The 24,192-nt window shown below is 49.6% G+C and carries 23 protein-coding genes and 3 tRNA genes; 24 read left to right on the forward strand and 2 right to left on the reverse strand.

Going from position 1 to position 24,192, the window contains the following annotated elements:
* Nucleotides 1-266: 266 nt before the first annotated feature.
* The 5 genes from pyrB (at nucleotide 267) to O3682_RS10815 (ending at nucleotide 3,806) form a co-directional block, all read left to right on the forward strand.
* The gene (pyrB, locus tag O3682_RS10795; protein ID WP_371510071.1) at nucleotides 267-1,187 is read left to right on the forward strand and encodes an aspartate carbamoyltransferase; all 921 of its coding nucleotides are present in this window, start codon (nucleotides 267-269) and stop codon (nucleotides 1,185-1,187) included.
* A gap of 10 nt (nucleotides 1,188-1,197) precedes the next feature.
* Nucleotides 1,198-1,656, forward strand: a complete 459-nt coding sequence (gene pyrI / locus O3682_RS10800; protein WP_003684689.1) for an aspartate carbamoyltransferase regulatory subunit — start codon at nucleotides 1,198-1,200, stop codon at nucleotides 1,654-1,656.
* A gap of 193 nt (nucleotides 1,657-1,849) precedes the next feature.
* The gene (locus O3682_RS10805) at nucleotides 1,850-2,515 is read left to right on the forward strand and encodes a DUF8453 domain-containing protein (RefSeq protein WP_371510091.1); all 666 of its coding nucleotides are present in this window, start codon (nucleotides 1,850-1,852) and stop codon (nucleotides 2,513-2,515) included.
* A 275-nt stretch (nucleotides 2,516-2,790) separates the two neighbouring features.
* The gene (locus tag O3682_RS10810) at nucleotides 2,791-3,654 is read left to right on the forward strand and encodes a GNAT family N-acetyltransferase (RefSeq protein WP_314577447.1); all 864 of its coding nucleotides are present in this window, start codon (nucleotides 2,791-2,793) and stop codon (nucleotides 3,652-3,654) included.
* Nucleotides 3,655-3,677: 23 nt separating this feature from the next.
* The gene (locus tag O3682_RS10815) at nucleotides 3,678-3,806 is read left to right on the forward strand and encodes a hypothetical protein (RefSeq protein ID WP_269208304.1); all 129 of its coding nucleotides are present in this window, start codon (nucleotides 3,678-3,680) and stop codon (nucleotides 3,804-3,806) included.
* 65 nt (nucleotides 3,807-3,871) lie between these two features.
* Here the strand turns inward: O3682_RS10815 and O3682_RS10820 are convergent, their stop codons facing one another.
* Entirely contained in the window at nucleotides 3,872-4,375 is a 504-nt protein-coding gene (locus tag O3682_RS10820) for a hypothetical protein (protein ID WP_070583270.1), read from the reverse strand.
* Nucleotides 4,376-4,595: 220 nt separating this feature from the next.
* Between O3682_RS10820 and pyk the strand changes: the two genes are divergently transcribed.
* Together pyk and O3682_RS10830 are read left to right on the forward strand one after the other, a co-directional pair.
* Nucleotides 4,596-6,068, forward strand: coding sequence for a pyruvate kinase (gene pyk, locus O3682_RS10825; RefSeq protein ID WP_371510074.1), 1,473 nt, complete (start codon nucleotides 4,596-4,598; stop codon nucleotides 6,066-6,068).
* Nucleotides 6,069-6,244: 176 nt separating this feature from the next.
* On the forward strand, nucleotides 6,245-7,660 hold the full coding sequence (locus O3682_RS10830; protein WP_371510076.1) for an OmpP1/FadL family transporter: 1,416 nt from the start codon (nucleotides 6,245-6,247) through the stop codon (nucleotides 7,658-7,660).
* 308 nt (nucleotides 7,661-7,968) lie between these two features.
* Here the strand turns inward: O3682_RS10830 and O3682_RS10835 are convergent, their stop codons facing one another.
* Nucleotides 7,969-9,234 (reverse strand): LysM peptidoglycan-binding domain-containing protein, encoded by a 1,266-nt coding sequence (locus O3682_RS10835; RefSeq protein WP_371510078.1) that lies wholly within the window; start codon nucleotides 9,232-9,234, stop codon nucleotides 7,969-7,971.
* 234 nt (nucleotides 9,235-9,468) lie between these two features.
* Between O3682_RS10835 and def the strand changes: the two genes are divergently transcribed.
* From def to tuf, 17 genes are all read left to right on the forward strand, one after another.
* The gene (gene def / locus O3682_RS10840; RefSeq protein WP_003678675.1) at nucleotides 9,469-9,972 is read left to right on the forward strand and encodes a peptide deformylase; all 504 of its coding nucleotides are present in this window, start codon (nucleotides 9,469-9,471) and stop codon (nucleotides 9,970-9,972) included.
* Between the two features lie 134 nt (nucleotides 9,973-10,106).
* Entirely contained in the window at nucleotides 10,107-11,033 is a 927-nt protein-coding gene (gene fmt / locus O3682_RS10845; RefSeq protein WP_371510080.1) for a methionyl-tRNA formyltransferase, read from the forward strand.
* Nucleotides 11,034-11,066: 33 nt separating this feature from the next.
* A complete protein-coding gene (locus O3682_RS10850) occupies nucleotides 11,067-11,585 on the forward strand; it encodes an O-acetyl-ADP-ribose deacetylase (protein WP_371510082.1) in 519 nt (172 codons plus the stop codon).
* 46 nt (nucleotides 11,586-11,631) lie between these two features.
* Nucleotides 11,632-12,891, forward strand: a complete 1,260-nt coding sequence (rsmB, locus tag O3682_RS10855; protein WP_371510083.1) for a 16S rRNA (cytosine(967)-C(5))-methyltransferase RsmB — start codon at nucleotides 11,632-11,634, stop codon at nucleotides 12,889-12,891.
* Nucleotides 12,857-13,450: a DUF4390 domain-containing protein gene (locus O3682_RS10860; RefSeq protein WP_004520180.1), complete on the forward strand. Its 594-nt coding sequence runs from the start codon at nucleotides 12,857-12,859 to the stop codon at nucleotides 13,448-13,450. Before rsmB ends, O3682_RS10860 begins: the two co-directional genes overlap by 35 nt.
* A gap of 3 nt (nucleotides 13,451-13,453) precedes the next feature.
* Nucleotides 13,454-15,580 (forward strand): sensor histidine kinase, encoded by a 2,127-nt coding sequence (locus O3682_RS10865; protein ID WP_371510084.1) that lies wholly within the window; start codon nucleotides 13,454-13,456, stop codon nucleotides 15,578-15,580.
* Nucleotides 15,567-16,841 (forward strand): sigma-54-dependent transcriptional regulator, encoded by a 1,275-nt coding sequence (locus O3682_RS10870; protein ID WP_371510086.1) that lies wholly within the window; start codon nucleotides 15,567-15,569, stop codon nucleotides 16,839-16,841. The genes O3682_RS10865 and O3682_RS10870 overlap by 14 nt, the downstream gene beginning before the upstream one ends.
* A 290-nt stretch (nucleotides 16,842-17,131) precedes the next feature.
* Nucleotides 17,132-17,368 (forward strand): hypothetical protein, encoded by a 237-nt coding sequence (locus tag O3682_RS10875; RefSeq protein ID WP_070461203.1) that lies wholly within the window; start codon nucleotides 17,132-17,134, stop codon nucleotides 17,366-17,368.
* A gap of 94 nt (nucleotides 17,369-17,462) precedes the next feature.
* Nucleotides 17,463-18,653, forward strand: coding sequence for a DNA-processing protein DprA (gene dprA / locus O3682_RS10880; RefSeq protein ID WP_063068089.1), 1,191 nt, complete (start codon nucleotides 17,463-17,465; stop codon nucleotides 18,651-18,653).
* 24 nt (nucleotides 18,654-18,677) lie between these two features.
* Nucleotides 18,678-19,133: a Smg family protein gene (locus O3682_RS10885; protein WP_003749244.1), complete on the forward strand. Its 456-nt coding sequence runs from the start codon at nucleotides 18,678-18,680 to the stop codon at nucleotides 19,131-19,133.
* A gap of 79 nt (nucleotides 19,134-19,212) precedes the next feature.
* Nucleotides 19,213-21,519 (forward strand): type I DNA topoisomerase, encoded by a 2,307-nt coding sequence (topA, locus tag O3682_RS10890; RefSeq protein ID WP_070836933.1) that lies wholly within the window; start codon nucleotides 19,213-19,215, stop codon nucleotides 21,517-21,519.
* 144 nt (nucleotides 21,520-21,663) lie between these two features.
* A complete protein-coding gene (gene rsmD, locus O3682_RS10895; RefSeq protein WP_371510089.1) occupies nucleotides 21,664-22,236 on the forward strand; it encodes a 16S rRNA (guanine(966)-N(2))-methyltransferase RsmD in 573 nt (190 codons plus the stop codon).
* 122 nt (nucleotides 22,237-22,358) lie between these two features.
* Entirely contained in the window at nucleotides 22,359-22,610 is a 252-nt protein-coding gene (locus O3682_RS10900; RefSeq protein ID WP_003679513.1) for a YfhL family 4Fe-4S dicluster ferredoxin, read from the forward strand.
* A 98-nt stretch (nucleotides 22,611-22,708) separates the two neighbouring features.
* Nucleotides 22,709-22,792 (forward strand) — tRNA-Tyr (locus O3682_RS10905).
* A 31-nt stretch (nucleotides 22,793-22,823) separates the two neighbouring features.
* Nucleotides 22,824-22,897: transfer RNA gene (locus O3682_RS10910), tRNA-Gly, on the forward strand.
* Nucleotides 22,898-22,905: 8 nt separating this feature from the next.
* A tRNA-Thr gene (locus O3682_RS10915) sits at nucleotides 22,906-22,980 on the forward strand.
* Between the two features lie 48 nt (nucleotides 22,981-23,028).
* On the forward strand, nucleotides 23,029-24,192 hold a 1,164-nt coding region (gene tuf, locus O3682_RS10920), incomplete at its 3' end, for an elongation factor Tu (RefSeq protein WP_371460535.1).

Below are 24,192 nucleotides of genomic sequence, written 5' to 3' on the forward strand. Positions count from 1 at the left end.
TTCTATTGGGTAATAACTGAAAACAGCCGAATCTCTGTGCTTGGATCTCAGCTGTTGAGTACAGAGGGTTATTTTGCAAAGGTCTCAGGCCGTCTGAAAACTTGGAAGAAGCAGCCGTCTGTTAAATATGCGATAATGCGGAAGATTTCATGGGTGTGGTAGAAACATGGTCGTGATTGTCCGACGAGGATGACGTCGGGTAACGATGGAATCGATTTGCTTGAGACGCCCGCCTGTTGCGGGCTTTTTTATGGGAAGGAATGGTTATGCCTAATCCGCTTTATCGGCAACATATTATTTCAATTTCAGATTTGACGACGGAGCAGCTCGAATTGCTGCTTCAGACGGCCTTGAAGTTGAAAAAGCAGCCTCGTGAAGATTTGCTTGAAGGCAAATTGATTGGTTCGTGCTTTTTTGAACCGTCCACCCGTACGCGTTTGTCTTTTGAAACGGCGGTACAGCGTTTGGGTGGGAAAGTTATCGGTTTTTCCGATGGTGCGAATACCAGTGCGAAAAAGGGTGAAACGCTTGAGGATACTGCGAGGATTATTTCCAGCTATACGGATGCGATTATTCAGCGACATCCGAAAGACGGTGCGGCTCGTGTGGCGGCCGAGTTTTCAAGCGTACCTGTGATTAATGCCGGCGATGGTACCAACCAACATCCGAGCCAGACACTTTTGGATTTGGTAACGATTTATGAAACACAAGGTAGCTTGAGCAATTTGAAGATTGCAATGGCTGGTGATTTGAAATATGGCCGTACGGTACACTCATTGTGTCAGGCATTGAAGCGTTGGGGTTGTGAATTCGCATTTGTATCCCCTCCCAGCTTGGCGATGCCGGACTATATTACTGAAGAGTTGGAGGAGGCCGGTTGCGCTTATCAAGTTTTGTCCAGTTTGGAAGAAGCAGTTGAATGGGCGGATATTTTGTATATGACCCGTGTTCAGCGTGAGCGTTTTGATGAGCAGGAATTTGCCAAAATTCAGGGTAAGTTCAATCTTGATGCATCGATGTTGGCAAACGCCAAACCTAATTTGCGCGTCTTGCATCCTTTACCGAGGGTAGATGAAATTCATCCGGATGTGGATAAAACACCTCATGCCTATTATTTTGAGCAGGCAACCAATGGCGTGTATGCACGGATGGCGATTTTGTCTTTGGTATTGAACGAAGAAGTTTAAGGAGTGAAAGATGGAAAACTCAAAACTCAGCGTTGAAGCGATTGAACAAGGTACGGTAATTGACCATATTCCTGCCGGTAAAGGCTTAGCCATTTTAAGGCAGTTTAAGCTGCTGCATTATGGCAGCGCGGTTACGGTTGGTTTTAATTTACCTAGCAAAACGCAGGGAAGCAAAGACATCATCAAAGTCAGCGGCGTATGGTTGGATGCCAACGCGGCCAACCGTTTGGCTTTATTTGCCCCTGAAGCAGTGGTAAACAAAATCGATCAGTTTAAAGTGATCGACAAACAGCATTTGTCATTGCCGGACGAAATTTCGGAAGTGTTCCGTTGCCCGAATACCAATTGTGCCAGTCATGGCGAGCCGGTCATCAGCCGTTTTTATGTCCGTTCACATAATGGTCAGACGCGTTTGAAATGCCATTATTGCGAAAAAACCTTCTCGCGTGATTCGGTTGCCGAAGCCTGATAAAAATCTCAGGCCGTCTGAAAACACGGCTGTGCAGTTCGAGTTGTCTGCTTGATACATCAGTTTCATAAAAAGCAAGATATTAAGCAAATTGCGTTAAAATTACGTTAAAATAATGCCTTCTGAGTTGATGACATCATTTGCTCAAAAGGCATTATTTTTTTATAACACGACACGAAATGTAGGAAAACTTATGCACTCATCCATACAAAGCCGGTTTGCCCCAATTTTATACGTCTTGATTTTCTTTGCCGGATTTTTAGCAGCACAAGTTTGGTTTAATCAGCAAGCCTATTTGACCAACCTTCCCCTTTTGGTCACTGCCATTTCTGCTGTTGCATTTGTTTGGTTGATTTGGGCTGTCGTCTCTGCGCGATCCAAAGCAAAAAGCAAGATGTTGCACCGTGAGCAGCTGATTCAAAAAGAGAGTATTCATCCTGTTTTGCATGCGACGTTGCAGCGTTCTGACGGGCAAACGGATTTATTGGTTTTGGTTGTCCGCAATAGCGGTAAGGGTCTGGCGAAGAATGTGCGTTTTGAGGCAGAGTCTTTACCGGATCACTTGCCGAGCAAGCTGGTCGCCGATGCAGTGATGCGTTTGGAGATGTTTTCCGGCGGTGTGGATATGCTGGCATCAGGCGAATTGTATGGCGGCGTGTTTGCAAGTATGTTGGCGCTGGCTGCCGAATTGCCGGACCAAACATTCGGCGGAGTATTGAAACTGAAGGCCACTTATGAAAATGCCTTTGGCGATCAATGCACTTCAGAAAGCGTTTTGGATTTGAGCATATTGAATTTTAATTTGTCAGAAATTAAATCCAATGGCGAGCAAAAGCCCCGCAAGAAATTGTTGTATTGATATTCAAAATATGCAGGCCGTCTGAAACCGAAATACTTGTTTTCAGACGGCCTGTTGTTATTTTTCAAATGATTTTTGAAGAAAAAGAGGCGTATCGGGTATAATAATCAAAGAATTTGAAACGGATTGTCAGGATCGGCAAGCCGTCTCATCATTGTCGTATTTCAAAACCTTACTGATATTTTTTCAATAATCTGTTGCTATGTATCGGAACTTTTTCTGATGTTGGCACTGGCGAAATATTCCTTCAGCCATTTACTCTCAGGAAGCTGCTTATGTTAGTGTGTAATCCTTATGAAGTTGTGATCCATGGTACGACCAGCAAAGGCAAGATTTTCCGACCAAGCGACTGGGCGGAGCGCCTGTGCGGTATTTTGTCTTCCTTTACTAAAGACAACCGCCTTTCCTATTCTAATTGGGTGCGCCCGATTTTGGTGGACAATGTCCGTTGTGTAGCGGTCGATAAAAAGTTGGAAGAAGACAATCCGCAAATGTTCCGTTTCTTGATGGACTTTGCGGCAGATAATGATTTGCGCGTGATTGACTGCAAAGCCTTGCTTAAAGAGCAAGAAAGCAAACAGCAGGGCGAAGTGCCGGTCGAGCGCGTTTTGTTGGCGCAGGCGATTGAAGAAAAACATGCAGCCGAGCGTGCGGAAGCGGCTAATGCTCAGCCTGAGCCTCAAGCTGCCGCGCCTGTGGTCGGCGTATTGCGTGAAATTCCGCCGGAAGAAACCGCAACCGCTTTTGCGGCATTGAGCATTTTGCGTTCTTCTTTGACCGATATTCACCGTTTCGTCGAACAAATTAATGAGCATCAGCGCAAAACCGGCTACCGCCTATTGGGTATTTTTGAAGAAGGCAAACAAAATGCCGTGGCCGTATGCGGTTTCCATGCCGCGTACAACTTGGCCAGCGGTTACCATATCCATATTGACGATATTGTGACCATGCCTCAATGCCGCCAAAAAGGCTATGCTTCACGCTTGTTGGAAGAAGTACGCAAAATCGGTGCGGAAACCGGCGCAACCAAAATCCATCTGAATGTCCATGTGAACCATGACCGCGCAGATGCGCATCGTCTCTACTTCAAAAACGGATTTGAAATTTGCGCCTACCATTTCCGTTGTGATCCGAAATAATGGTTGTAAAAAGAGGGAATCCCATGTTGAAGATTTTGACTGCGGCTGTTTTGGCACTGAGTTTGGCGGCCTGCGCATCAGGCAGCGGGCAAGGCAGCTCGCAAATGTATGGTGAGATTAAGGCCGGTGTAGAAACCAGCCATCAACGTTGAGATATATAATGACAAGGCCGTCTGAAATAGGTTTTCCTGTTTCAGACGGCCTTTTTGCAACTTGATTAGAGGGTCGTGGAGGTGTCGTCAGCGGCAACAGTCCGATGCAGGCGATACCAATTGTACAGGCGTAAGATGCACAAGAAAGCGATGATGGGCATGCAGGCTGCGGTAACCAGATAACGCGGGTTGCTGAAGTTTAAAACATTGCGACCGGAAAGCAGCGACAAAGCGGCATGCAACCATTCCCACAAAGACGAAATGCTGAATGCCAAAACAGCCAACAGGCCGAGGGTTCGGAAAATGCCGATGGGCAGAATTTGTTGGCGCAATACAGCTCGGTTGAGTTGGAACAAGACAATCAAACCAAAGCCGATGATGCAGACCATGCCGCCGTTGGCGACGATTTGCAGGCTGTTGAAGGCAATGTCGGGCGTAACGGAAATTGTACCGGACTGGTTGGCTGCGGTTTGTTGCAAATTTAAGCCCTGCATGACATTAAGTACGAAACCGTAGATCAGGTCGGCCAAAACGATGCCGATGGGCAGAGGAGTCAAAAAACGTTTCATGGATCGGTCGGATATTTCAGTATTATTCGTATGAGTGAGGCCGTCTGAAAAATTAAACATGACGACGTGAGGGTATATTGTATCCGATAGGAAAGTAGGTTAATGCAAAAATAAATTTAGTTTAAGTCAGAAAATCATGTAATTTTACGCCAACATTATTGCATTAAGAGTACAATCTTCCTCATTATCAAACGTGAAATCAACAGGAAAGGACGTTTACATGAGCCAATTGCAACGTGATTTAACCCGTATCAGTCACAATACCAAAATTGTCGCCACATTGGGTCCGGGCAGCAACAATGTGCAATTGTTGGAAGACATGATCCGTGTCGGCGGTCTTAATGTCGTCCGTTTCAATTTCAGCCACGGTACGCCGGAGTTCCATGAAGAAAATGCCCGCATCGTGCGCGAAGCCGCGAAACGTGCGGGTCAGGAAATCGCCATTCTTGCCGACTTGCAAGGCCCGAAAATCCGTGTCGGCAAAATTGCCGGCGGCAGCATTGAGCTGAATAAAGATGAAACCTTAATTTTGGATGCCGCGCTTAAAGGTGAAGGTACACGCGAAGCGGTGGGTTTGGACTACCGTGATTTGCCGAATGACGTCGCTGCCGGCGATGTTTTGTGGCTGGACGACGGCCTGTTGACCTTGACCGTTGAGGCGGTTGAAGGAAGTAAGATTATTACAAGGGTAGAAAACAGCCATGTGCTGAAAAGTAACAAAGGTATCAATAAACGCGGTGGCGGCCTGTCTGCCGGTGCGTTGACCGAGAAAGACTTCCGTGACCTGAAAACCGCGATTGCCATCGGTTGCGACTACCTCGCCATCAGCTTTGTGAAATCTGCCGAAGATTTGCACATCGCACGCGCCAAAGTCGAAGAAGAAATGAAAGGCAGCATTGCCGTACGCCCCGGTTTGGTTTCCAAAATCGAGCGCGTAGAAGCCATTGAAAATCTGGACGAAATCATCCTAGCCAGCGACGGTATTATGGTTGCCCGCGGCGACTTGGCGGTCGAAGTCGGACACGCAGCCGTCCCCGCCCTGCAAAAACGCATGATCCGCCGTGCCCGTGAGTTGCGCCGCTTCAGCATTACCGCAACTCAAATGATGGAATCCATGATTACCAACCCCGTACCGACCCGCGCGGAAGTCAGCGACGTGGCCAACGCAGTATTGGACGGTACCGATGCGGTAATGTGTTCCGCTGAAACCGCCGTCGGCGCGTATCCGTTTGAAACCGTCAGCCAAATGGCGATTATTTGTGCGGCTGCGGAAAAAGAACAAGATTCGCTCAACGGCGTTGCCGAACAGGTCGAGTATCCCGAAGCCGTCAGCACCAACTTGGCGATTGCCGGCGGTGCGGTCAGCGTGGCGCGCGCAGTTCACGCCAAAGCCATCGTTGCCCTGACTGAAAGCGGTTCGACCGCCTTTGAAGTCAGCCGCCACAATATCACCCTGCCGATTTTTGCCCTGACGCCGAGTGTTTCAGCGCAACGCCGCATGGCGATGTACCGCGGCGTGCGTCCGTTGATTTTGGCAACCAGTACCGATCACGATACCGCGCTGAACGAAGTGGAAGCCATGCTGGTAGAACACAAAATTCTCCAAAGCGGCGACCAATACATCATCACCAGCGGTTCGCAAATGCGCGAATCCGGTTCGACCAATACGCTGGAAGTGTTGCAGGTTAAATAATTGCAGTGATCCGATGATTGGAAAAGCAGGCTGTTTTAGCCTGCTTTTTTTGTGTAAAAAAAGAAAAGATTAGGCAAAAATAATGATGTAGTATAGAATTGAGTGCCTATACTAAATCAATAAAGGACGTTTCAGACGGCCTTTTTCTTTGTCCGCTACTTTCACGGTAAACCAAAATGATTCATTTCAATCTGAAAAAAACAGCATTTATTTTAAGCGCCGCACTGTTATCTACCGCCGTCCAAGCCTCCGGCTACCACTTCGGCACACAATCCGTTAACGCACAAGGCACGGCCAACGCCGCCGCCGCCGAAGCCGCCGATGCCTCAACCATTTTCTACAACCCGGCCGGTTTGAGCAAAATCGACAACAGCCAAATTTCCGTCAACGCCAATATCGTTTTCCCAAGCATTCATTATGAGGCGGAATCTGCAAAACACTTCCGCACGGGTGCCGATGTCAGCGGCTCGACCAGCGGCAAAATTACCGAAACCACTGTCGCTCCGCACATCTATGGCGCGTACAAAGCCAGTGACGATGTAACTTTGGGTTTGGGCGTGTACGTTCCTTTCGGTTCGGCAACCGAATACGAAAAAGATTCCGTCTTGCGCCACAACATCAACAAACTGGGTTTGACCACCATCGCCATCGAGCCGGTAGTCGCGTGGAAACTGAATGAGCAGCATGCTGTTGGTGCCGGTTTGATTGCCCAATATTCCAAAGCCGAATTGCGTAAATATTCCGACTGGGATGCTTCCGGCGCCATCAGCCAGTTGGCCAGCGGCTTAGCTTCCCGTCAAGCAGGCCGTCCCGTTGCTGTCGATGCGACCGGTAAAGCTGACGGTCATGCCGATGTAAAAGGCCACGATTGGGGCTTCGGCTACCAACTGGCGTGGATGTGGGACATCAACGACCGCACACGCGTGGGTGTGAACTATCGTTCCAAAGTATTGCATACGTTGAAAGGCACTGCCGATTGGGAAGCAGACGGCGCATATGCAAAACGCGCTTGGGATTTGGGTGCAATGGCTGCACGTGGTTATGTGCCGAACGAAAAAGCCAGCGTAAAAATCGTTACGCCTGAGTCTTTGTCTGTTCATGGTATGTACCGCGCCACCGACAAAACCAATTTGTTCGGCGATGTGACTTGGACGCGCCACAGCCGCTTCAACAAAGCGGAGCTGGTGTTTGAAAACACCAAAAAAGTTGTCAACGGCCAATCTGACCGTACCGTCATTACGCCTAACTGGCGCAACACTTATAAAGTTGCATTCGGCGGCTCTTACCAAGTTACCGAACCATTGCAACTGCGTGCCGGTATCGCTTTCGATAAATCACCGGTTAAAAGCGCCGAAGACCGCATGAACAGCCTGCCTGACGGCAACCGTATCTGGTTCTCCGTCGGTGCCAAATATCAACTGGGTAAAAACCATGTTATCGATGCGGCGTACAGCCATATCCACATCAATGACACGGTTTACCGCACCGGCAAAGCCAGCGGCAACGACGTAGACAGCCGCGGTGCATCTTCTGCACGCTTCAAAAACAAAGCAGACATCTTGGGCTTGCAATACACTTACAAATTCAAATAATCGGATTTGAGTTGTAGATAAAAAGGCCGTCTGAAGATTTCAGACGGCCTTTTTGATTGGAAGGAACAGATGGAACAATCAATAGGCAATAAATGGCGTATTGGGCTTTTCATATTTCTGATTAGAATGGCAGAACGGAAAGACAAATGGAAAAGGGGATAGCCGATAAATAGCTGAAGACATGAAATATTGTTTGCGCTTTAAACAACGCGTTACCAAATTTATTTATGGGCGGAAATCAAAAGGCCGTCTGAAAAACAGGTTTTCAGACAGCCTTTGTTTGCCGGATGGCTGCTAAGAAAGCCCAATTAGCTGCGGACTTCCAGTTCGATTTCTCTTTCTTGTTCGTCTTCGGCCGGTTTGTCCATGGTTTTTTCATCAGCCATATTGTCCAAATCACGGCCGGGTTCGGAGGCGGTATCGCCGATGGAAACGCTGTTCAGGCTTTCCAAAATAATGGCTGAGGCCAGATGGTCGGATGTGCGGTATACCATTGCCAAACCGATTTCTTCCGCCGGAATGGAAACCAATTCAACCGTATCTTTGTCTTTCGGCTTGCGAATCAGGTTGTTGGACAGATTGACACGGACTTGGCGGCCGCGTTTGTAGAGGCTGACCACAGTGCCTTTGTCCAGGCCGTCGAGTTCGCCTTTATCCAAAGTAATGGTTTGGAACTGGCCGGCTTCACCCACGCCGTCGAAGATGGAAACGACTTTGGCCTGAATCGGACGGGCAGGGGCGTGAGGCATAACATTGAAGCTGTCGAGGCCTTCGGGCAGTTTCAGCAGATAGTCGTCTTTGCGGATTTCGGAAACGGCTTCTTCGATAACTAAAGGTTGCGCGGATTGGGTGCGCAGCTTCATAACTTTGTTGACTTGGGTGTAATACTCGTTGCTTTTGAGTTTTTCGTCAGAAGCGCGGGTGCGGTTTTCCAAGGCAGAGTCGGTGTAAGGCAGTGTGTTGGCGATGCCGCTGAACACGACTTCTTGGCCGAGGAATTTGCCGGTTTCCGGATCGGTAATGTTTTTATTGACGCGGTAGGTCAGGTAGCGGCCGGGTTCGGTTAGGCCGTATGCGTACACGCGGTTGCCTTGCGTGTAGAGGACGCGGTTGTCGGGGCCGGCAATCAGGCGCGGCGCGTTGGCGGTTTCTTCCGGAGCGATAATCTGCGGATGTTTCATGAACATACGGTAGAGGTTGACGTTGACGGTCGGAATGCCGTAGCCGGAAGTTTCGCGTACGCGCGGATGCAGTTTGATCACGGGAATGCCGTCTGAACGGGTTTGGGCATGTTCAAAACCCAGTCGCGGCTGGCCGTTGACGTAGCGTAAAACCAACACCTGACCCGGATAGATTAGGTGCGGATTGCGGATGGCGTTGCGGTTGGCGCCCCAAAGGCGGTTCCATTGCCATGGGCTGTACAGATATTTGCCGGAAATACCCCACAAGGTATCGCCGTTTTTAACGACGTAGCGTTGCGGCGCATTGGGGCGGATTTTTAAAGAAGCTGCCTGAGTGTGGGCAGAAATAGCCATGCCTGCTATGCAAAGCAGGGTTATAATACGTTGTTGCATAACCGTTCCCCTTGAAATCGGTTTGGTTTGTCTTCAGATGATAAACAGAGAAGGCTGGAGTTTGCGAAACTGCCGCCCATTCATCAATACGATAACGAACGGCCTCCGTCGCGCTATCTTAACATTTTTCGGCGTTATTTTAGCATTGAATGTTGCTGTCATGACAGGAGATTGTGGCGGCGGAAACCGAATCTGTATGAAAATCACACATCAGTTTTATAAAACGAGAATATTATGGCTTTACTGAACATCCTCCAATACCCTGACGAGCGTTTGCACACGGTCGCCAAACCTGTTGAAAAAATCGACGAGCGCATCCAGACATTGGTTGCCGATATGTTTGAAACCATGTACGAAGCACGCGGTATCGGCTTGGCGGCCACTCAGGTCGACGTACACGAGCGTATCGTCGTGATGGATTTGACTGAAGACCGCAGCGAGCCGCGCGTGTTCATCAATCCCGTCATTGTCGAAAAAGACGGCGAGACAACTTATGAAGAAGGCTGTCTGTCCGTGCCGGGCATTTACGATACCGTAACTCGTGCCGAGCGCGTCAAAGTCGAGGCTTTGAACGAAAAAGGCGAGAAATTCACGCTGGAAGCAGACGGCCTGCTGGCAATCTGCGTGCAGCACGAATTGGACCACCTGATGGGCATCGTGTTTGTCGAACATCTGTCGCAGCTGAAACAAGGCCGCATCAAAACCAAACTGAAAAAACGTCAGAAACACACCATCTGACCTGCGCATCGCTTAAAGGCCGTCTGAAAAGACAAAACAGAAGGCAGACTTCGGTTTTCAATCTTTCAGACGGCCTTTTCAGCTGAAACAGTTTGCCCAACGCGCCATTCAAACCATTTCCACAAGGACACAACATGAAAGTCATCTTTGCCGGTACGCCCGATTTTGCCGCCGCCGCCTTGAAAGCCATCGCCGCCGCAGGTTTTGAAATTCCGCTGGTGTTGACCCAGCCTGACCGCCCCAAAGGCCGCGGCATGCAGTTGACCGCATCGCCGGTTAAACAGGCTGCCTTGGAATTGGGTTTGACCGTGGCGCAGCCAGAAAAGTTGCGCAATAACGCCGAAGCCCTGCAAATGCTTAAAGATACGGGCGCGGATGTGATGGTAGTGGCCGCGTATGGTTTGATTTTGCCGCAGGAAGTGTTGGATACGCCCAAACACGGCTGCCTCAATATCCACGCTTCGCTGTTGCCCCGTTGGCGCGGTGCGGCACCGATTCAACGTGCGATTGAAGCCGGCGATGCCGAAACCGGCGTGTGCATCATGCAGATGGACATCGGCTTGGACACCGGCGATGTGGTCAGTGAACACCGCTACTCCATCCAACCTACGGATACCGCCAACGAAGTGCATGACGCGCTGATGGGTTTGGGTGCCGAAGCGATTGTTGCCAACTTGCAGCGTCTGCAGGCTGAAGGCCGTCTGAATGCGGTCAAACAGCCCGAAGAAGGCGTTACCTACGCCCAAAAATTAAGCAAAGAAGAGGCGCGTATTGATTGGAATGAAAGCGCGGCTGTGATTGAGCACAAAATCCGCGCCTTTAATCCTGTACCTGCCGCGTGGGTCGAGTATCAAGGCAAACCGATGAAAATCTGGCGCGCCGAAGTCGTGGCCAAACAGGGCAAGGCAGGCGAAGTATTGTCTTGCACTTCAGACGGCCTGCTGGTGGCATGCGGTGAAAATGCGCTGAACATTACCGAATTGCAGCCTTCCGGCAGTAAACGCATGAGCATACAGGCATTTGCGGCAGGCCGAACGATTGAAGTTGGAACGGTTTTGTAACAGGCTGGAAATCAACGTAGAGGAAAGAAAACAATGGCTGTTTTTGAAGTGGTTGAGGGCGATATTACCCGATTGGCAGTCGATGCGATTGTCAATGCTGCCAATTCATCGCTGTTGGGCGGTGGCGGAGTAGACGGTGCAATACACCGCGCCGCAGGCAAAGAGCTGCTGGATGAGTGCCGAACTTTGGGCGGTTGCCGCACAGGCGAAGCCAAAATAACCAAAGGCTATCGTTTACCTGCGCGTTTTGTCATCCACACGGTCGGGCCGGTATGGTTTGGCGGACAACAAAATGAAGAGGCCAAATTGGCACAATCCTACGCTAATTCCTTGCTGCTTGCCCAGAAACACGATCTTCACAGTATCGCCTTTCCGTGCATCAGCACCGGTGTGTACCGCTTCCCAGCCGAAGCCGCCGCGCGTATCGCTTTGGAGAGTTTGAAACAAACCCTGCCGCAATGTCCGTCAGTGGAAAAAATCATCTTTTGCTGTTTTTCCAAAACAGATGCCGAATATTACCGGGCATTGCTGGCAGCCGAACAGGCCGTCTGAAATCCGCCGAATACTTGAAATCAAATATAAATCAGAAAGCAAAAATATGAGTATGTCCCTAGCCCAAAAACTGGCCGCCGACAGCGTTGCCGCGGTTGCCGAGGGGCGCAATCTTCAGGATGTCTTGGCGGAAATCCGCGCGGCGCATCCGCAGCTGACGGCGCAGGAAAACGGTGCGTTGCAGGATATTGCCTACGGTTGCCAACGTTATTTGGGCAGTTTGAAGTATATGCTTGGTCAAATGCTGAAGAAGCCGATTGACAATCCGCAGCTTGAAAGCCTGCTTTTGGCGGCGATGTACCAACTGCATTACACGCGCAATGCGCCTCATGCCGTGGTCAATGAGGCGGTGGAAAGCATTGCCAAAATCGGCCGCGGCCAGTTCCGCTCGTTTGCCAATGCGATTTTGCGCCGCTTTTTGCGCGAACGCGACAAGCTCGCGGCTTCCTGCAAAAAAGACGATGTGGCGAAACATAATTTGCCTCTGTGGTGGGTGGCTTATTTGAGAAACCATTATCCGAAACATTGGCACAACATTACCACTGCGCTGCAATCGCATCCGCCGATGACTTTGCGCGTCAACCGCCGACACGGCAATGCTGAAAGCTATTTGGAGAAATTGGCTGCGGAAGGTATTGCGGCCAGGGCTTTGGACGAATACGCCGTGATGTTGGAAGAGGCTGTACCGGTAAGCCGCCTGCCCGGTTTTTCAGACGGCCTGGTGTCGGTGCAGGATTTTGGTGCGCAATGTGCTGCCTATTTGTTGAACCCGAAAGACGGCGAACGCATTCTCGATGCCTGTGCAGCGCCGGGCGGTAAGACAGGCCATATCTTGGAACTGGCAGATTGTCATGTTACCGCTTTGGATATAGACGAGGGCCGTCTGAACAGGGTGAAGAGCAATCTTGACCGTTTAGGCTTTCAAAAGGCCTCTTTGACTTGTGCCGATGCGCAGGACTTGACAGCGTGGTATGATGCCAAGGCCTTTGACGCCGTCTTGGCCGATGTGCCGTGTACCGCTTCGGGCGTGGCGCGGCGCAATCCCGACGTCAAATGGCTGCGCCGACCGACCGATGCCGTCAAAACCGCACGCCAACAGGAAGCATTATTAGACGCGCTGTGGCAGACCCTGACGAAAAACGGCAGGATGTTGCTGGCTACCTGCTCGGTCTTTGTCGAAGAAAACGACGGTCAGTTGCAAAAATTCCTTAACCGCCATGCCGATGCCGAGTTGATCGAATCGCATGTGCTTTTACCGAACAAACATCAAGATGGCTTTTATTACGCGCTTATTAAAAAGCAGTAAAACGCTGATTGTACCGCTCTTGCTCGCCGTGTCGCTGAACGCGGCGGGCGAGGGCATCAGTGCGACCCGTGCTGAGGCAAAGCTGACCCATGCCGGACAGCTTTCCGTCAGCAGCCGTTTCCGCACTGATCTGCCCGACCAGCTTAAAGAAGCACTCAAACAGGGTGTCCCCCTGCATTTCAATTTAAGTTGGCAGCTGTCAGCGCCGTCCATGTCGTCTTATAAATTCAAGTTCGACCAGCTGCTCAACAACGACAGCACGATTCAATACAAATTGTCCTTCCATCCGCTGACCAACCGCTATCGCGTTACCGTCGGTACGTTTTCTACCGAGTACGACACGCTTGAAACTGCCTTGCGTGCAGTGGGCGCGGTCGCGAATTGGAAGGTTTTGTCCAAGGGCGCGCTGAGTGACGTGGCCGCCAAAGACACGAAGGCTGAAATCCGCCTGCTGCTGACAACTGCCAAGCTGCCCAAACCGTTCCAAATCAATGCCCTGACGTCTAAAAACTGGCATTTGGATTCGGGTTGGAAATCCTTGTCGGTCGTGCAGGAGTAAACCATGCGCCGCTTTCTTCTGATTGCCGCCGTATTCGCCGTAGTTTTGTTGTACGGTCTGACTGTTGCAACGGGCAGCAGCAACGTATTGTCCGATTATTTCTGGTGGATTGTCGCCTTGTGCGGCTTGCTGTTGCTGGTGTTGGCAGCGGTGTTGGTGCGCTATGTCGTGCTTTTGATGCGCGACAACAGCAAAAGCGTGTTTGGTTCGCAGATTGCGCGTCGGCTGTCGGGGATGTTTACCTTGGTTGCCGTATTGCCGGGCGTGTTTTTGTTCGGTATTTCCGCCCAGTTTATTAACGGTACGATTAATTCTTGGTTTGGCAACGATACCCATGAGGCTCTAGAGCGCAGCTTAAATTTGAGCAAATCCGCGCTGAACTTGGCGGTGGACAACGCGGTCAGCAACGCCACGCCGGTGCAAATCGACTTAATCAGCGCCGCTTCGCTGGACGGCGACTTGGGGCAAACGCTGGCCCAATCCGCGCCTACTTCCGAATTTGCTCAGCTGGCGCTTTATAACGCGACCACCCATAAAGCCGAAAAAAGCATCAATCCCCTGAAACTAAATCAACCCGAGCTTAACAAAGAAGGATGGGAGCAGCTGGAGCAGACCGGCTCGGTGCGCAGCTTGGAAAACATCGGCGGCGTGTTGTATGCTCAAGGTTGGATGCTGATCGGTACGCATAAAAATCAGGATTATGCGTTGTTTTTTCGGCAGCCGATTCCGAAAGATGTTGCCCAAGACGCGACGCTGATTGAAGCGGCCCGCGCCAAATACGCCGAGCTAAGTTATACCAAAAAAGGCCTGCAAACCTTTTTCCTGTCCACGTTGTTAGTCGCGACATTGTTGGCCATTTTTTTGGCGCTGGTGATGGCTTTGTATTTTGCCCGCCGTTTTGTGGCGCCGGTATTGTCGTTGGCAGAGGGTGCGCGGGCGGTGGCTCAGGGTGACTTCAGCCAGACCCGGCCGGTATTCCGCAATGACGAGTTCGGCCGTTTGACCCAATTGTTCAACCACATGACCGAGCAATTGGCGATTGCCAAAGAGGCAGACGAGCGCAACCGTTTGCGCGAAGAAGCCGCACGCCATTATTTGGAATGCGTGTTGGAAAGTTTGACTACAGGCGTGATTACTTTGGATGCCGACGGCCGTCTGAAAACCTTTAACAAGGCCGCCGAACAGATTTTGGGCGTTTCGCTGGTGTCTTTGTGGGGCAGCAACTGGCATCAATGGCACGGCAAATCGCCGCAGCAAACCCTGTTGGCCGATGTATTTGCCGCCATTAATGAAACCGCTGACAGCGACAAACCCGTCCAAGTCGAATACGCCGCGCCCGATGATGCCCGAATCTTATTGGGCAAGGCCACCATCCTGCCGGAAGACAACGATAACGGTGTGGTGATGGTGATTGATGACATTACCGTCTTGATGCGGGCGCAAAAAGAGGCCGCATGGGGCGAAGTGGCGAAACGTTTGGCGCATGAAATCCGCAATCCGCTCACGCCTATCCAGCTTTCCGCCGAGAGATTGGCATGGAAATTGCATGATAAACTTGATGAACAAGACGCCCAAATCCTCAGCCGTTCAACCGATACCATCGTCAAACAGGTTGCCGCGCTGAAAGAAATGGTCGAAGCATTCCGCAATTATGCGCGTGCGCCGTCTCTGAATTTAGAAAAACAAGATTTAAACGGTTTGGTGTCGGAAGTATTGGTATTATATGAGGCTGGCGCGTGCAAATTTAATGCACGGCTCAGCGCCGATGCTCTGCCGATTGTTGCCGATACGACGGCGATGCGCCAAGTGTTGCATAACCTATTTAAGAATGCCGCAGAAGCGGCAGAGTCGGACGAAGCGCCGCAAGTAAACGTCGAAACAGGGCGCGAAGGCGGACAGGTTTTCCTGACCGTCTGCAACAACGGTAAAAGTTTCAGTAAAGAAATGCTGCACAATGCTTTTGAGCCGTACGTTACCGACAAACCGACAGGAACGGGGCTGGGTTTGCCCGTTGTGAAAAAAATTATCGAGGAGCATGGCGGCCGTATCAGCCTGAGCAATCAGAACAGCGGCGGCGCGTGTGTCAAAATAGCTTTACCGGAAATGGCAGAAACTTATGCGAAGCAGTGATATTTTGATTGTAGATGATGAAGTAGGCATCCGCGACCTGCTCTCCGAAATCCTTCAAGACGAAGGCTATACCGTCACTTTGGCCGAAAATGCCGAAGAAGCGCGCCAATTGCGTTATCAAACGCGTCCGGCCATGGTGTTGCTGGACATTTGGATGCCCGATTGCGACGGCATCACATTGTTGAAAGAGTGGGCGAAAAACGGCCAACTCAATATGCCTGTGGTAATGATGAGCGGCCATGCCAGCATTGACACTGCGGTTGAAGCCACCAAAATCGGTGCGCTCGATTTTCTGGAAAAACCGATTGCCTTGCAAAAACTCTTGTCCGCAGTAGAGCGCGCCTTGAAACATGGCGAAGTTCAGACGGCCTCCGGTATGACTTTGGACAAACTGGGCAACAGTCCCGTCATTCAAGAAATGAATGGCAGTATTGAAGCGGTCGCCAAACACAACCGCCCGCTGTTGTTGGCCGGTGAGGCAGGCTCGCCGTTTGAGATTGTCGCCCGTTATCTGCACAAAAGCGGTACGCCTTGGGTGGCAACCGACCGTGTCGAACACATTGTCGATACGCCGATGGAGTTGTTGCAAAAAGCATCGGGTGGTATTTTGTATGTCGGCGATATTGCCCGTTACAGCAAAAATATCCAAAACGGCATTGCTTTCTTGTTGGAGAAAGCCGACCGCTACAATGTCCGTGTGATTGCTTCATGCGGCTTTAAACGCGGTGAGAGCGCTGATGACGTCGTTGCCGGCCGACTGGCGGAGCTGTTGAAAGAGCGCATTAATGTTCCTTCTTTGCGCAGCCAACCGGATGACATCGTCTTTTTAATCAACCGCATCATGACCGATTTGGCCGAAAGTCAAAAAATCCAGCCGGTAAAATTCAGCGACAGCGCGTTGGTGGTTTTGTGCCAATACGATTGGCCGGGCAATTATGACCAGCTTGCCGAAACAGTGAAAAACATCATGTTGGAATCTGACGGCAAAGAAGTGGACGAGCAGGCCGTTGCCGTGGCTTTGGGTCAGAAGGAAAACGCGACGGCGACAGAAATCATCGGCGGCTTCAATTTCAATATGCCTTTGCGCGAATTGAGGGAAGAAGTCGAGCGTCGCTACTTTGAGTACCACATCGCCCAAGAAGGCCAAAATATGAGCCGTGTGGCGCAAAAGGTCGGTTTGGAGCGTACACACCTTTACCGCAAACTCAAACAACTCGGTATCAGCGTATCGCGCCGCAGCACCGACAAATCCGAAGAATAAGCGCAATATCGGTTCAAACACAAAAGAGGCCGTCTGAAAGCCATCAGGTTTTTCAGACGGCATCATCATTTGACGGTTTGCTCAGACAAGCAATACTTTAAAAACACTATACATTGATTATTTCTGAATCAATGCACCAAGAATTGAAAAATTATTATGCTCAACATGGTATTTCTTTGAAAGATTTTGTAATTCAGACGATTCAAAATGAAATGCAGCAGTAATGGCTAAAACATAAAGATGTAAATATGCTTTAATGTAAAGATGTACTTTTGAAAAGGAGTTATCCAATGTTAGGACATTTTGATTATGAAGTAGCTTTAGAGATTTTAGGCCAAAGTCAGCAGTCTTTAGTTCAGGCTCGCTATGATGAATACAATAAAGAAAACCCAAATCCGGAGCTTTTGAAATTTCTACGTAGCCGTATGGCCGTTGTAGATGAGCTAATGGATAACTTAAAACCTGATGATGAATATCTGATTAATCGTATATTGGATAAAAATGATGTTCTGAGAAAGTTACTGTGATGGGAAACTAAAGCTTTATATCAATAAAATTTTCAGACGGCCTTGATTTACTTCAGGCCGTCTGAAAAAAACATTACGAAAAGGGAACAGATTAATGACTGAAAACGAGCGTTTTGCTTGGTTGCAACTGGCATTTACGCCCTATATCGGCGCAGAAAGTTTTTTGGTGCTGTTGCAGCAATTCGGTAGCGCACAAGCAGCCTTGAATACGCCGGCAGACAAAATTGCCGCGTTGGTGCGCCATAAACAGGCTGCCGAGTTATGGCGTAATGCGGACAAACGGGCAGTGGCACGGCAGTCTGCCGAAGCCGCTTTAAAATGGGAAATGCAGGACGGTTGCCGTCTGTTGCTGCTGCAAGATGATGATTTCCCCGAAATGCTGACACAAGGCATTACCGCGCCGCCGGTTTTGTTTTTACGTGGTAATGCAGAGTTGTTGCATACACCTTCTGCCGCGATTGTCGGCAGCCGCCATGCCACGCCGCAGGCAATGCGGATTGCCAAAGATTTCAGCAGGGCGTTGAGTGAAAAAGGCATTCCCGTCGTATCGGGTATGGCTTCGGGTATCGATACTGCTGCACATCAAGGCGCATTGCAGGCAGATGGCGGTACCATTGCCGTCTGGGGAACCGGTATAGACCGCATTTATCCGCCGTCCAATAAAAACCTTGCTTATGAAATTGCTGAAAAAGGATTGATTGTCAGCGAGTTCCCTTTAGACACGCGTCCGTTTGCAGGCAACTTTCCGCGCCGCAACCGTTTGATTGCCGCATTGTCGCAGCTGACATTGGTGGTCGAGGCGGCATTGGAATCCGGCTCATTGATTACTGCCAAGCTGGCGGCGGAGATGGGGCGCGAAGTGATGGCAGTGCCCGGTTCGATAGACAATCCGCATAGCAAAGGCTGCCACAAGCTGATTAAAGACGGGGCAAAACTGGTGGAATGTCTGGACGATATTCTCCATGAGTGTCCGCAGCTATTGCAAAATACGCATGTTCCATCATATTCTATAAATAAGACGGTCAAACCGAAAAACGATCAAACCGAACGGCTGCAACCAAAAACAATAGCGAATGAACCGCCAAGGCCGTCTGAAAACCTATCTGCCGCCCCGTCAACAAGCGCTTTATTGGAAGCAATGGGTTACGACCCGATACATCCCGATATTTTGGCGCAACAAACCAATACGGCAGCGGCAGACGTGTACGCACAGCTTTTGGAATACGAACTTGACGGTATCGTCGCCGCCTTGCCGGGCGGCCGTTATCAGCGTGTCAAAGCATAAATTATCTATATTTAAGGAACCAGCATGACCGAAGTCATTGCCTATTTAATCGAACACTTCCAAGATTTCGACAATTGTCCGCCTCCGGAGGATTTGGGTCGCCTCTTGGAAGATGCGGGTTTTGATGCTACGGAAATCGGCAATACATTGATGATGATGGAAGTCTTGTTCAATACGTCCGAATTCTATGCCGAGCCGTTTAACAGCGACTCCCTGCGCGTATTCTGCCGTGAAGAAGCTGAAAACCTGCCGCAGGAAGTCATGGGCTTGATGCAGTATTTGGTTGCCGAACACGCAATTACTTATGAGCAACGCGAAATCGTCATTCACGCCCTGATGCACATTCCATCGGACGAAATCACCCTCGATACCGCTAAAGTGTTGGTATTGCTGGTGTTGTGGATGCACAAGAGTGAGTTGCCCGTCCTGATAGGCGACGACTTGATGAGTGCGTTGACCGGACAAAACGTGATGCACTAAACCTTTTTTCAGACGGCCTGAACAAAATGATAAAAGGCCGTCTGAAACATAAATCCAATACATCCAAAAGAGAACAACAATGGCGAAAAACCTATTAATCGTCGAATCCCCGTCCAAAGCCAAAACCCTGAAAAAATATCTGGGCGGTGATTTTGAAATTTTGGCGTCTTACGGTCATGTCCGCGACTTGGTTCCAAAAAGCGGAGCAGTCGATCCCGACAATGGCTTTGCCATGAAATACCAATTGATCAGCCGCAACAGCAAACACGTCGATGCCATCGTTGCCGGTGCCAAAGAAGCTGAAAACATCTACCTCGCAACTGACCCGGATAGGGAAGGCGAAGCCATTTCTTGGCATCTTTTGGAAATCCTAAAATCCAAACGCGGCTTGAAAAACATCAAGCCGCAGCGTGTCGTGTTCCACGAAATCACCAAAAACGCCGTGCTCGATGCGGTTGCCCATCCGCGCGAAATCGAAATGGATTTGGTCGATGCGCAACAAGCCCGTCGCGCTTTGGACTATTTGGTTGGTTTCAACCTTTCGCCATTGTTGTGGAAAAAAATCCGCCGCGGTTTGAGCGCAGGCCGTGTGCAAAGTCCCGCTTTGCGCCTGATTTGCGAACGCGAAAACGAAATCCGCGCGTTTGAAGCGCAGGAATATTGGACGGTACATCTCGACAGCCACAAAGGCCGCAGCAAGTTCACCGCCAAACTGGCCCAATACAACGGCGCGAAACTCGAACAATTCGACCTGCCGAACGAAGCTGCTCAAGCCGACGTGTTGAAAGAACTCGAAGGCAAAGAGGCTGTCGTTACCGCCATCGAAAAGAAAAAGCGCAGCCGCAATCCTGCCGCGCCGTTCACCACTTCTACCATGCAGCAGGATGCCGTGCGCAAACTCGGTTTTACCACCGACCGCACCATGCGTACCGCCCAACAGCTTTACGAAGGTATAGACGTAGGGCAGGGCGCCATCGGTCTGATTACCTATATGCGTACCGACAGCGTGAATTTGGCTGATGAAGCGTTAACCGAAATCCGTCATTACATCGAAAACAAAATCGGCAAAGAATATCTGCCAAGCTCGGCCAAGCAGTACAAAACCAAATCCAAAAACGCCCAAGAAGCCCACGAAGCTATCCGTCCGACTTCCGTGTACCGTACGCCTGAAAGTGTCAAACCCTTCTTGAGCGCAGACCAGTTCAAACTCTATCAAATGATTTGGCAACGCACCGTCGCTTGTCAGATGACGCCCGCCAAATTCGACCAAACCACCGTCGATATTACCGTCGGCAAAGGCGTCTTCCGCGTAACCGGACAAGTGCAGACTTTCGCAGGCTTCTTGAGCGTTTATGAAGAAAGCAGCGATGACGAAGAGAGCGAAGACAGCAAAAAACTGCCTGAAATGAGCGAAGGCGACAAACTGCCTGTGGACAAACTTTACGGCGAACAACACTTCACCACTCCGCCGCCGCGCTACAACGAAGCCACACTGGTTAAAGCCCTCGAAGAATACGGTATTGGCCGCCCCTCCACCTACGCCAGTATCATTTCCACGCTCAAAGACCGCGAATATGTTACCCTTGAGCAAAAACGCTTCATGCCTACCGACACAGGCGACATCGTCAATAAATTCCTGACCGAACACTTCGCCCAATATGTCGATTACCACTTTACCGCCAAACTTGAAGACCAGCTTGATGAAATTGCTAACGGCAAACGCCAATGGATTCCTGTGATGGATAAATTTTGGAAGCCGTTCATCAAGCAAGTGGAAGAAAAAGAGGGCATCGAACGCGCCAAATTTACCACGCAGGAACTCGACGAAACCTGTCCGAAATGCGGTGAACACAAACTGCAAATCAAGTTCGGCAAAATGGGGCGTTTCGTTGCGTGTGCCGGTTATCCCGAGTGCAGCTACACGCGTAATGTCAACGAAACCGCCGAAGAAGCCGCTGAGCGCATCGCCAAAGCCGAGGCCGAACAAGCTGAACTTGACGGACGCGAATGTCCTAAATGTGGCGGTCGTCTAGTGTACAAATATAGCCGTACTGGCAGCAAATTCATCGGTTGCGCCAACTATCCGAAATGCAAACACGTCGAACCGCTGGAAAAACCGAAAGACACCGGCGTCCAATGCCCGCAATGCAAAAAAGGCAACCTCGTAGAGCGCAAATCCCGCTACGGCAAACTGTTTTACAGTTGCAGCACCTATCCGGACTGTAACTACGCCACTTGGAATCCGCCCATTGCAGAAACCTGTCCAAAATGCGCATGGCCGGTTTTGACCATCAAAACCACCAAACGCTGGGGTGTGGAAAAAGTTTGCCCGCAAAAAGAATGCGGCTGGAAAGAGCAGATTGAACCGCCTGCACCGAAGGAATAATTAGTTAATGAATAGTAAAGGCCGTCTGAAAAATGATTTTCAGACGGCCTTGTTGTATCTAAAAGAATAGAGTGAAATACGGCTTGATGGCAGTTTCACTATATAATTAAGGCCGTCTGAAAACTCGGCATTTTTTTTAAAATCATGGCAAACAACAAACATTCCAAACACACCAATCAAGTACGCATCATTGGCGGACAATGCAGGGGACGAAAGTTAACATTTTTATCTGCAGACAGTCTGCGTCCGACGCCTGACAGCGTGCGTGAAAAACTGTTTAATTGGTTGGGTCAGGATTTAACCGGCAAAACGGTATTGGATTTATTCAGCGGCAGTGGTGCTTTGGGAATGGAGGCTGCTTCTCGTAATGCGACAAAAGTGGTAATGGTCGACAACCACCGCCAAACTGTTCAAACGCTTCAGAAAAATATCCGTGAATTAGATTTGAAACAGGTAGAAATCGTGTGTTCAGACGGCATGGCTTATCTGGCAAGGCTGTCTGAAAAATTTGATGTCGTGTTTCTTGATCCGCCGTTTGCATGGGAAGATTGGCAAAATCTGTTTATCCGATTGCAAAGCCACTTGAAAAATGGGGCAATGGTCTATATTGAAGCAGGGAAGCTGCCTGAAAAACCGGATTGGCTGGAAATTTATCGGGAAGGAAAGGCGGGAATGAGTAGGTTTGAATTGTTGCTCTATTTGCAAGTTGCTGAATAGTATAGAATTTGAGAATCATTCCCAAGGTGTAAAACATTCTTTCAAACGGATTGTTCCGACGTCATTTGTGCTATAATCCGCGCCCAATCGGTTTTGATAATTTAAGAAAAAAGGAAATAGAAATGTCGCTCTTTATTACAGATGAGTGCATTAACTGCGATGTGTGCGAACCGGAATGCCCTAATGATGCCATTTCGCAAGGTGAAGAAATTTACGAAATCAATCCAAATTTGTGTACGCAATGTGTGGGCCATTACGATGAGCCGCAGTGCCAACAGGTATGTCCTGTCGACTGTATCTTGATCGATGAAGAACATCCTGAAACGCACGAAGAACTGATGGCCAAGTACGAAAAAATCATTCAGTTTAAGTAAATAATGTTTAAAAGCAAAAACTTGGATATTTTTAAAGAAATAAGTGAAAAAAAATCTTGACGGAAATCTGAGTTGCAAATAAACTAGCGTTCTCTTTTGGAGGGATTCCCGAGCGGTCAAAGGGGGCAGACTGTAAATCTGTTGCGTGAGCTTCGAAGGTTCGAATCCTTCTCCCTCCACCAAAAATTCTTACTTGGAGCAAATAGTGAGTATGCGGGTGTAGCTCAATGGTAGAGCAGAAGCCTTCCAAGCTTACGGTGAGGGTTCGATTCCCTTCACCCGCTCCAAACAATTCGCCCATGTAGCTCAGGGGTAGAGCACTCCCTTGGTAAGGGAGAGGTCGGCAGTTCAAATCTGCCCATGGGCACCATCTCATTATTACCCTTTCTTTCAAAAGCTTAGATTATAGGATATTGCCATGGCTAAGGAAAAATTTGAACGTAGCAAACCGCACGTAAACGTTGGCACCATCGGTCACGTTGACCATGGTAAAACCACTCTGACTGCTGCTTTGACTACTATTTTGGCTAAAAAATTCGGTGGCGCTGCAAAAGCTTACGATCAAATCGACAACGCTCCTGAAGAAAAAGCCCGCGGTATTACCATTAATACCTCACACGTAGAATACGAAACTGAAACCCGTCACTACGCGCACGTAGACTGCCCGGGCCACGCCGACTACGTTAAAAACATGATTACCGGTGCTGCCCAAATGGACGGCGCGATCTTGGTATGTTCCGCAGCTGATGGTCCTATGCCTCAAACTCGCGAACACATCCTGTTGGCTCGCCAAGTAGGTGTACCTTACATCATCGTATTTATGAACAAATGCGACATGGTTGACGATGCCGAGCTGTTGGAACTGGTTGAAATGGAAATTCGTGACCTGTTGTCAAGCTACGACTTCCCAGGCGACGACTGCCCAATCGTACAAGGCTCTGCACTGAAAGCTTTGGAAGGTGATGCTGGTTACGAAGAAAAAATCTTCGAATTGGCTGCTGCTCTGGACAGCTACATCCCAACACCTGAGCGTGCTGTGGACAAACCTTTCTTGTTGCCTATCGAAGACGTATTCTCTATCTCTGGCCGTGGTACAGTAGTAACTGGTCGTGTAGAGCGCGGTATCATCCACGTTGGTGACGAGATCGAAATCGTAGGTCTGAAAGAAACCCAAAAAACCACTTGTACCGGCGTTGAAATGTTCCGCAAACTGCTGGACGAAGGTCAAGCTGGTGACAACGTAGGCGTATTGCTGCGTGGTACTAAACGTGAAGACGTAGAGCGTGGTCAAGTATTGGCTAAACCAGGTACTATCACTCCTCACACCAAATTCAAAGCAGAAGTATACGTACTGAGCAAAGAAGAGGGTGGTCGTCACACTCCATTCTTCGCTAACTACCGTCCACAATTCTACTTCCGTACTACTGACGTAACTGGTGCAGTTACTTTGGAAGAAGGCGTAGAAATGGTAATGCCAGGTGAGAATGTAACCATTACTGTAGAACTGATTGCGCCTATCGCTATGGAAGAAGGTCTGCGCTTTGCGATTCGCGAAGGTGGTCGTACCGTAGGTGCGGGTGTG

Source organism: Neisseria sp. 27098_8_112 (genome assembly GCF_041433235.1).
Taxonomy (GTDB): domain Bacteria; phylum Pseudomonadota; class Gammaproteobacteria; order Burkholderiales; family Neisseriaceae; genus Neisseria.

Excerpts from the sequence above, each read along its gene's own strand:
- pyrB (WP_371510071.1), top strand. The coding sequence starts at position 267 with ATGCCTAATCCGCTTTATCGGCAACATATTATTTCAATTTCAGATTTG.
- pyrI (WP_003684689.1), top strand. The coding sequence starts at position 1,198 with ATGGAAAACTCAAAACTCAGCGTTGAAGCGATTGAACAAGGTACGGTA.
- O3682_RS10805 (WP_371510091.1), top strand. The coding sequence starts at position 1,850 with ATGCACTCATCCATACAAAGCCGGTTTGCCCCAATTTTATACGTCTTG.
- O3682_RS10810 (WP_314577447.1), top strand. The coding sequence starts at position 2,791 with ATGTTAGTGTGTAATCCTTATGAAGTTGTGATCCATGGTACGACCAGC.
- O3682_RS10815 (WP_269208304.1), top strand. The coding sequence starts at position 3,678 with ATGTTGAAGATTTTGACTGCGGCTGTTTTGGCACTGAGTTTGGCGGCC.
- O3682_RS10820 (WP_070583270.1), bottom strand. The coding sequence starts at position 4,375 with ATGAAACGTTTTTTGACTCCTCTGCCCATCGGCATCGTTTTGGCCGAC.
- pyk (WP_371510074.1), top strand. The coding sequence starts at position 4,596 with ATGAGCCAATTGCAACGTGATTTAACCCGTATCAGTCACAATACCAAA.
- O3682_RS10830 (WP_371510076.1), top strand. The coding sequence starts at position 6,245 with ATGATTCATTTCAATCTGAAAAAAACAGCATTTATTTTAAGCGCCGCA.
- O3682_RS10835 (WP_371510078.1), bottom strand. The coding sequence starts at position 9,234 with ATGCAACAACGTATTATAACCCTGCTTTGCATAGCAGGCATGGCTATT.
- def (WP_003678675.1), top strand. The coding sequence starts at position 9,469 with ATGGCTTTACTGAACATCCTCCAATACCCTGACGAGCGTTTGCACACG.
- fmt (WP_371510080.1), top strand. The coding sequence starts at position 10,107 with ATGAAAGTCATCTTTGCCGGTACGCCCGATTTTGCCGCCGCCGCCTTG.
- O3682_RS10850 (WP_371510082.1), top strand. The coding sequence starts at position 11,067 with ATGGCTGTTTTTGAAGTGGTTGAGGGCGATATTACCCGATTGGCAGTC.
- rsmB (WP_371510083.1), top strand. The coding sequence starts at position 11,632 with ATGAGTATGTCCCTAGCCCAAAAACTGGCCGCCGACAGCGTTGCCGCG.
- O3682_RS10860 (WP_004520180.1), top strand. The coding sequence starts at position 12,857 with ATGGCTTTTATTACGCGCTTATTAAAAAGCAGTAAAACGCTGATTGTA.
- O3682_RS10865 (WP_371510084.1), top strand. The coding sequence starts at position 13,454 with ATGCGCCGCTTTCTTCTGATTGCCGCCGTATTCGCCGTAGTTTTGTTG.
- O3682_RS10870 (WP_371510086.1), top strand. The coding sequence starts at position 15,567 with ATGCGAAGCAGTGATATTTTGATTGTAGATGATGAAGTAGGCATCCGC.
- O3682_RS10875 (WP_070461203.1), top strand. The coding sequence starts at position 17,132 with ATGTTAGGACATTTTGATTATGAAGTAGCTTTAGAGATTTTAGGCCAA.
- dprA (WP_063068089.1), top strand. The coding sequence starts at position 17,463 with ATGACTGAAAACGAGCGTTTTGCTTGGTTGCAACTGGCATTTACGCCC.
- O3682_RS10885 (WP_003749244.1), top strand. The coding sequence starts at position 18,678 with ATGACCGAAGTCATTGCCTATTTAATCGAACACTTCCAAGATTTCGAC.
- topA (WP_070836933.1), top strand. The coding sequence starts at position 19,213 with ATGGCGAAAAACCTATTAATCGTCGAATCCCCGTCCAAAGCCAAAACC.
- rsmD (WP_371510089.1), top strand. The coding sequence starts at position 21,664 with ATGGCAAACAACAAACATTCCAAACACACCAATCAAGTACGCATCATT.
- O3682_RS10900 (WP_003679513.1), top strand. The coding sequence starts at position 22,359 with ATGTCGCTCTTTATTACAGATGAGTGCATTAACTGCGATGTGTGCGAA.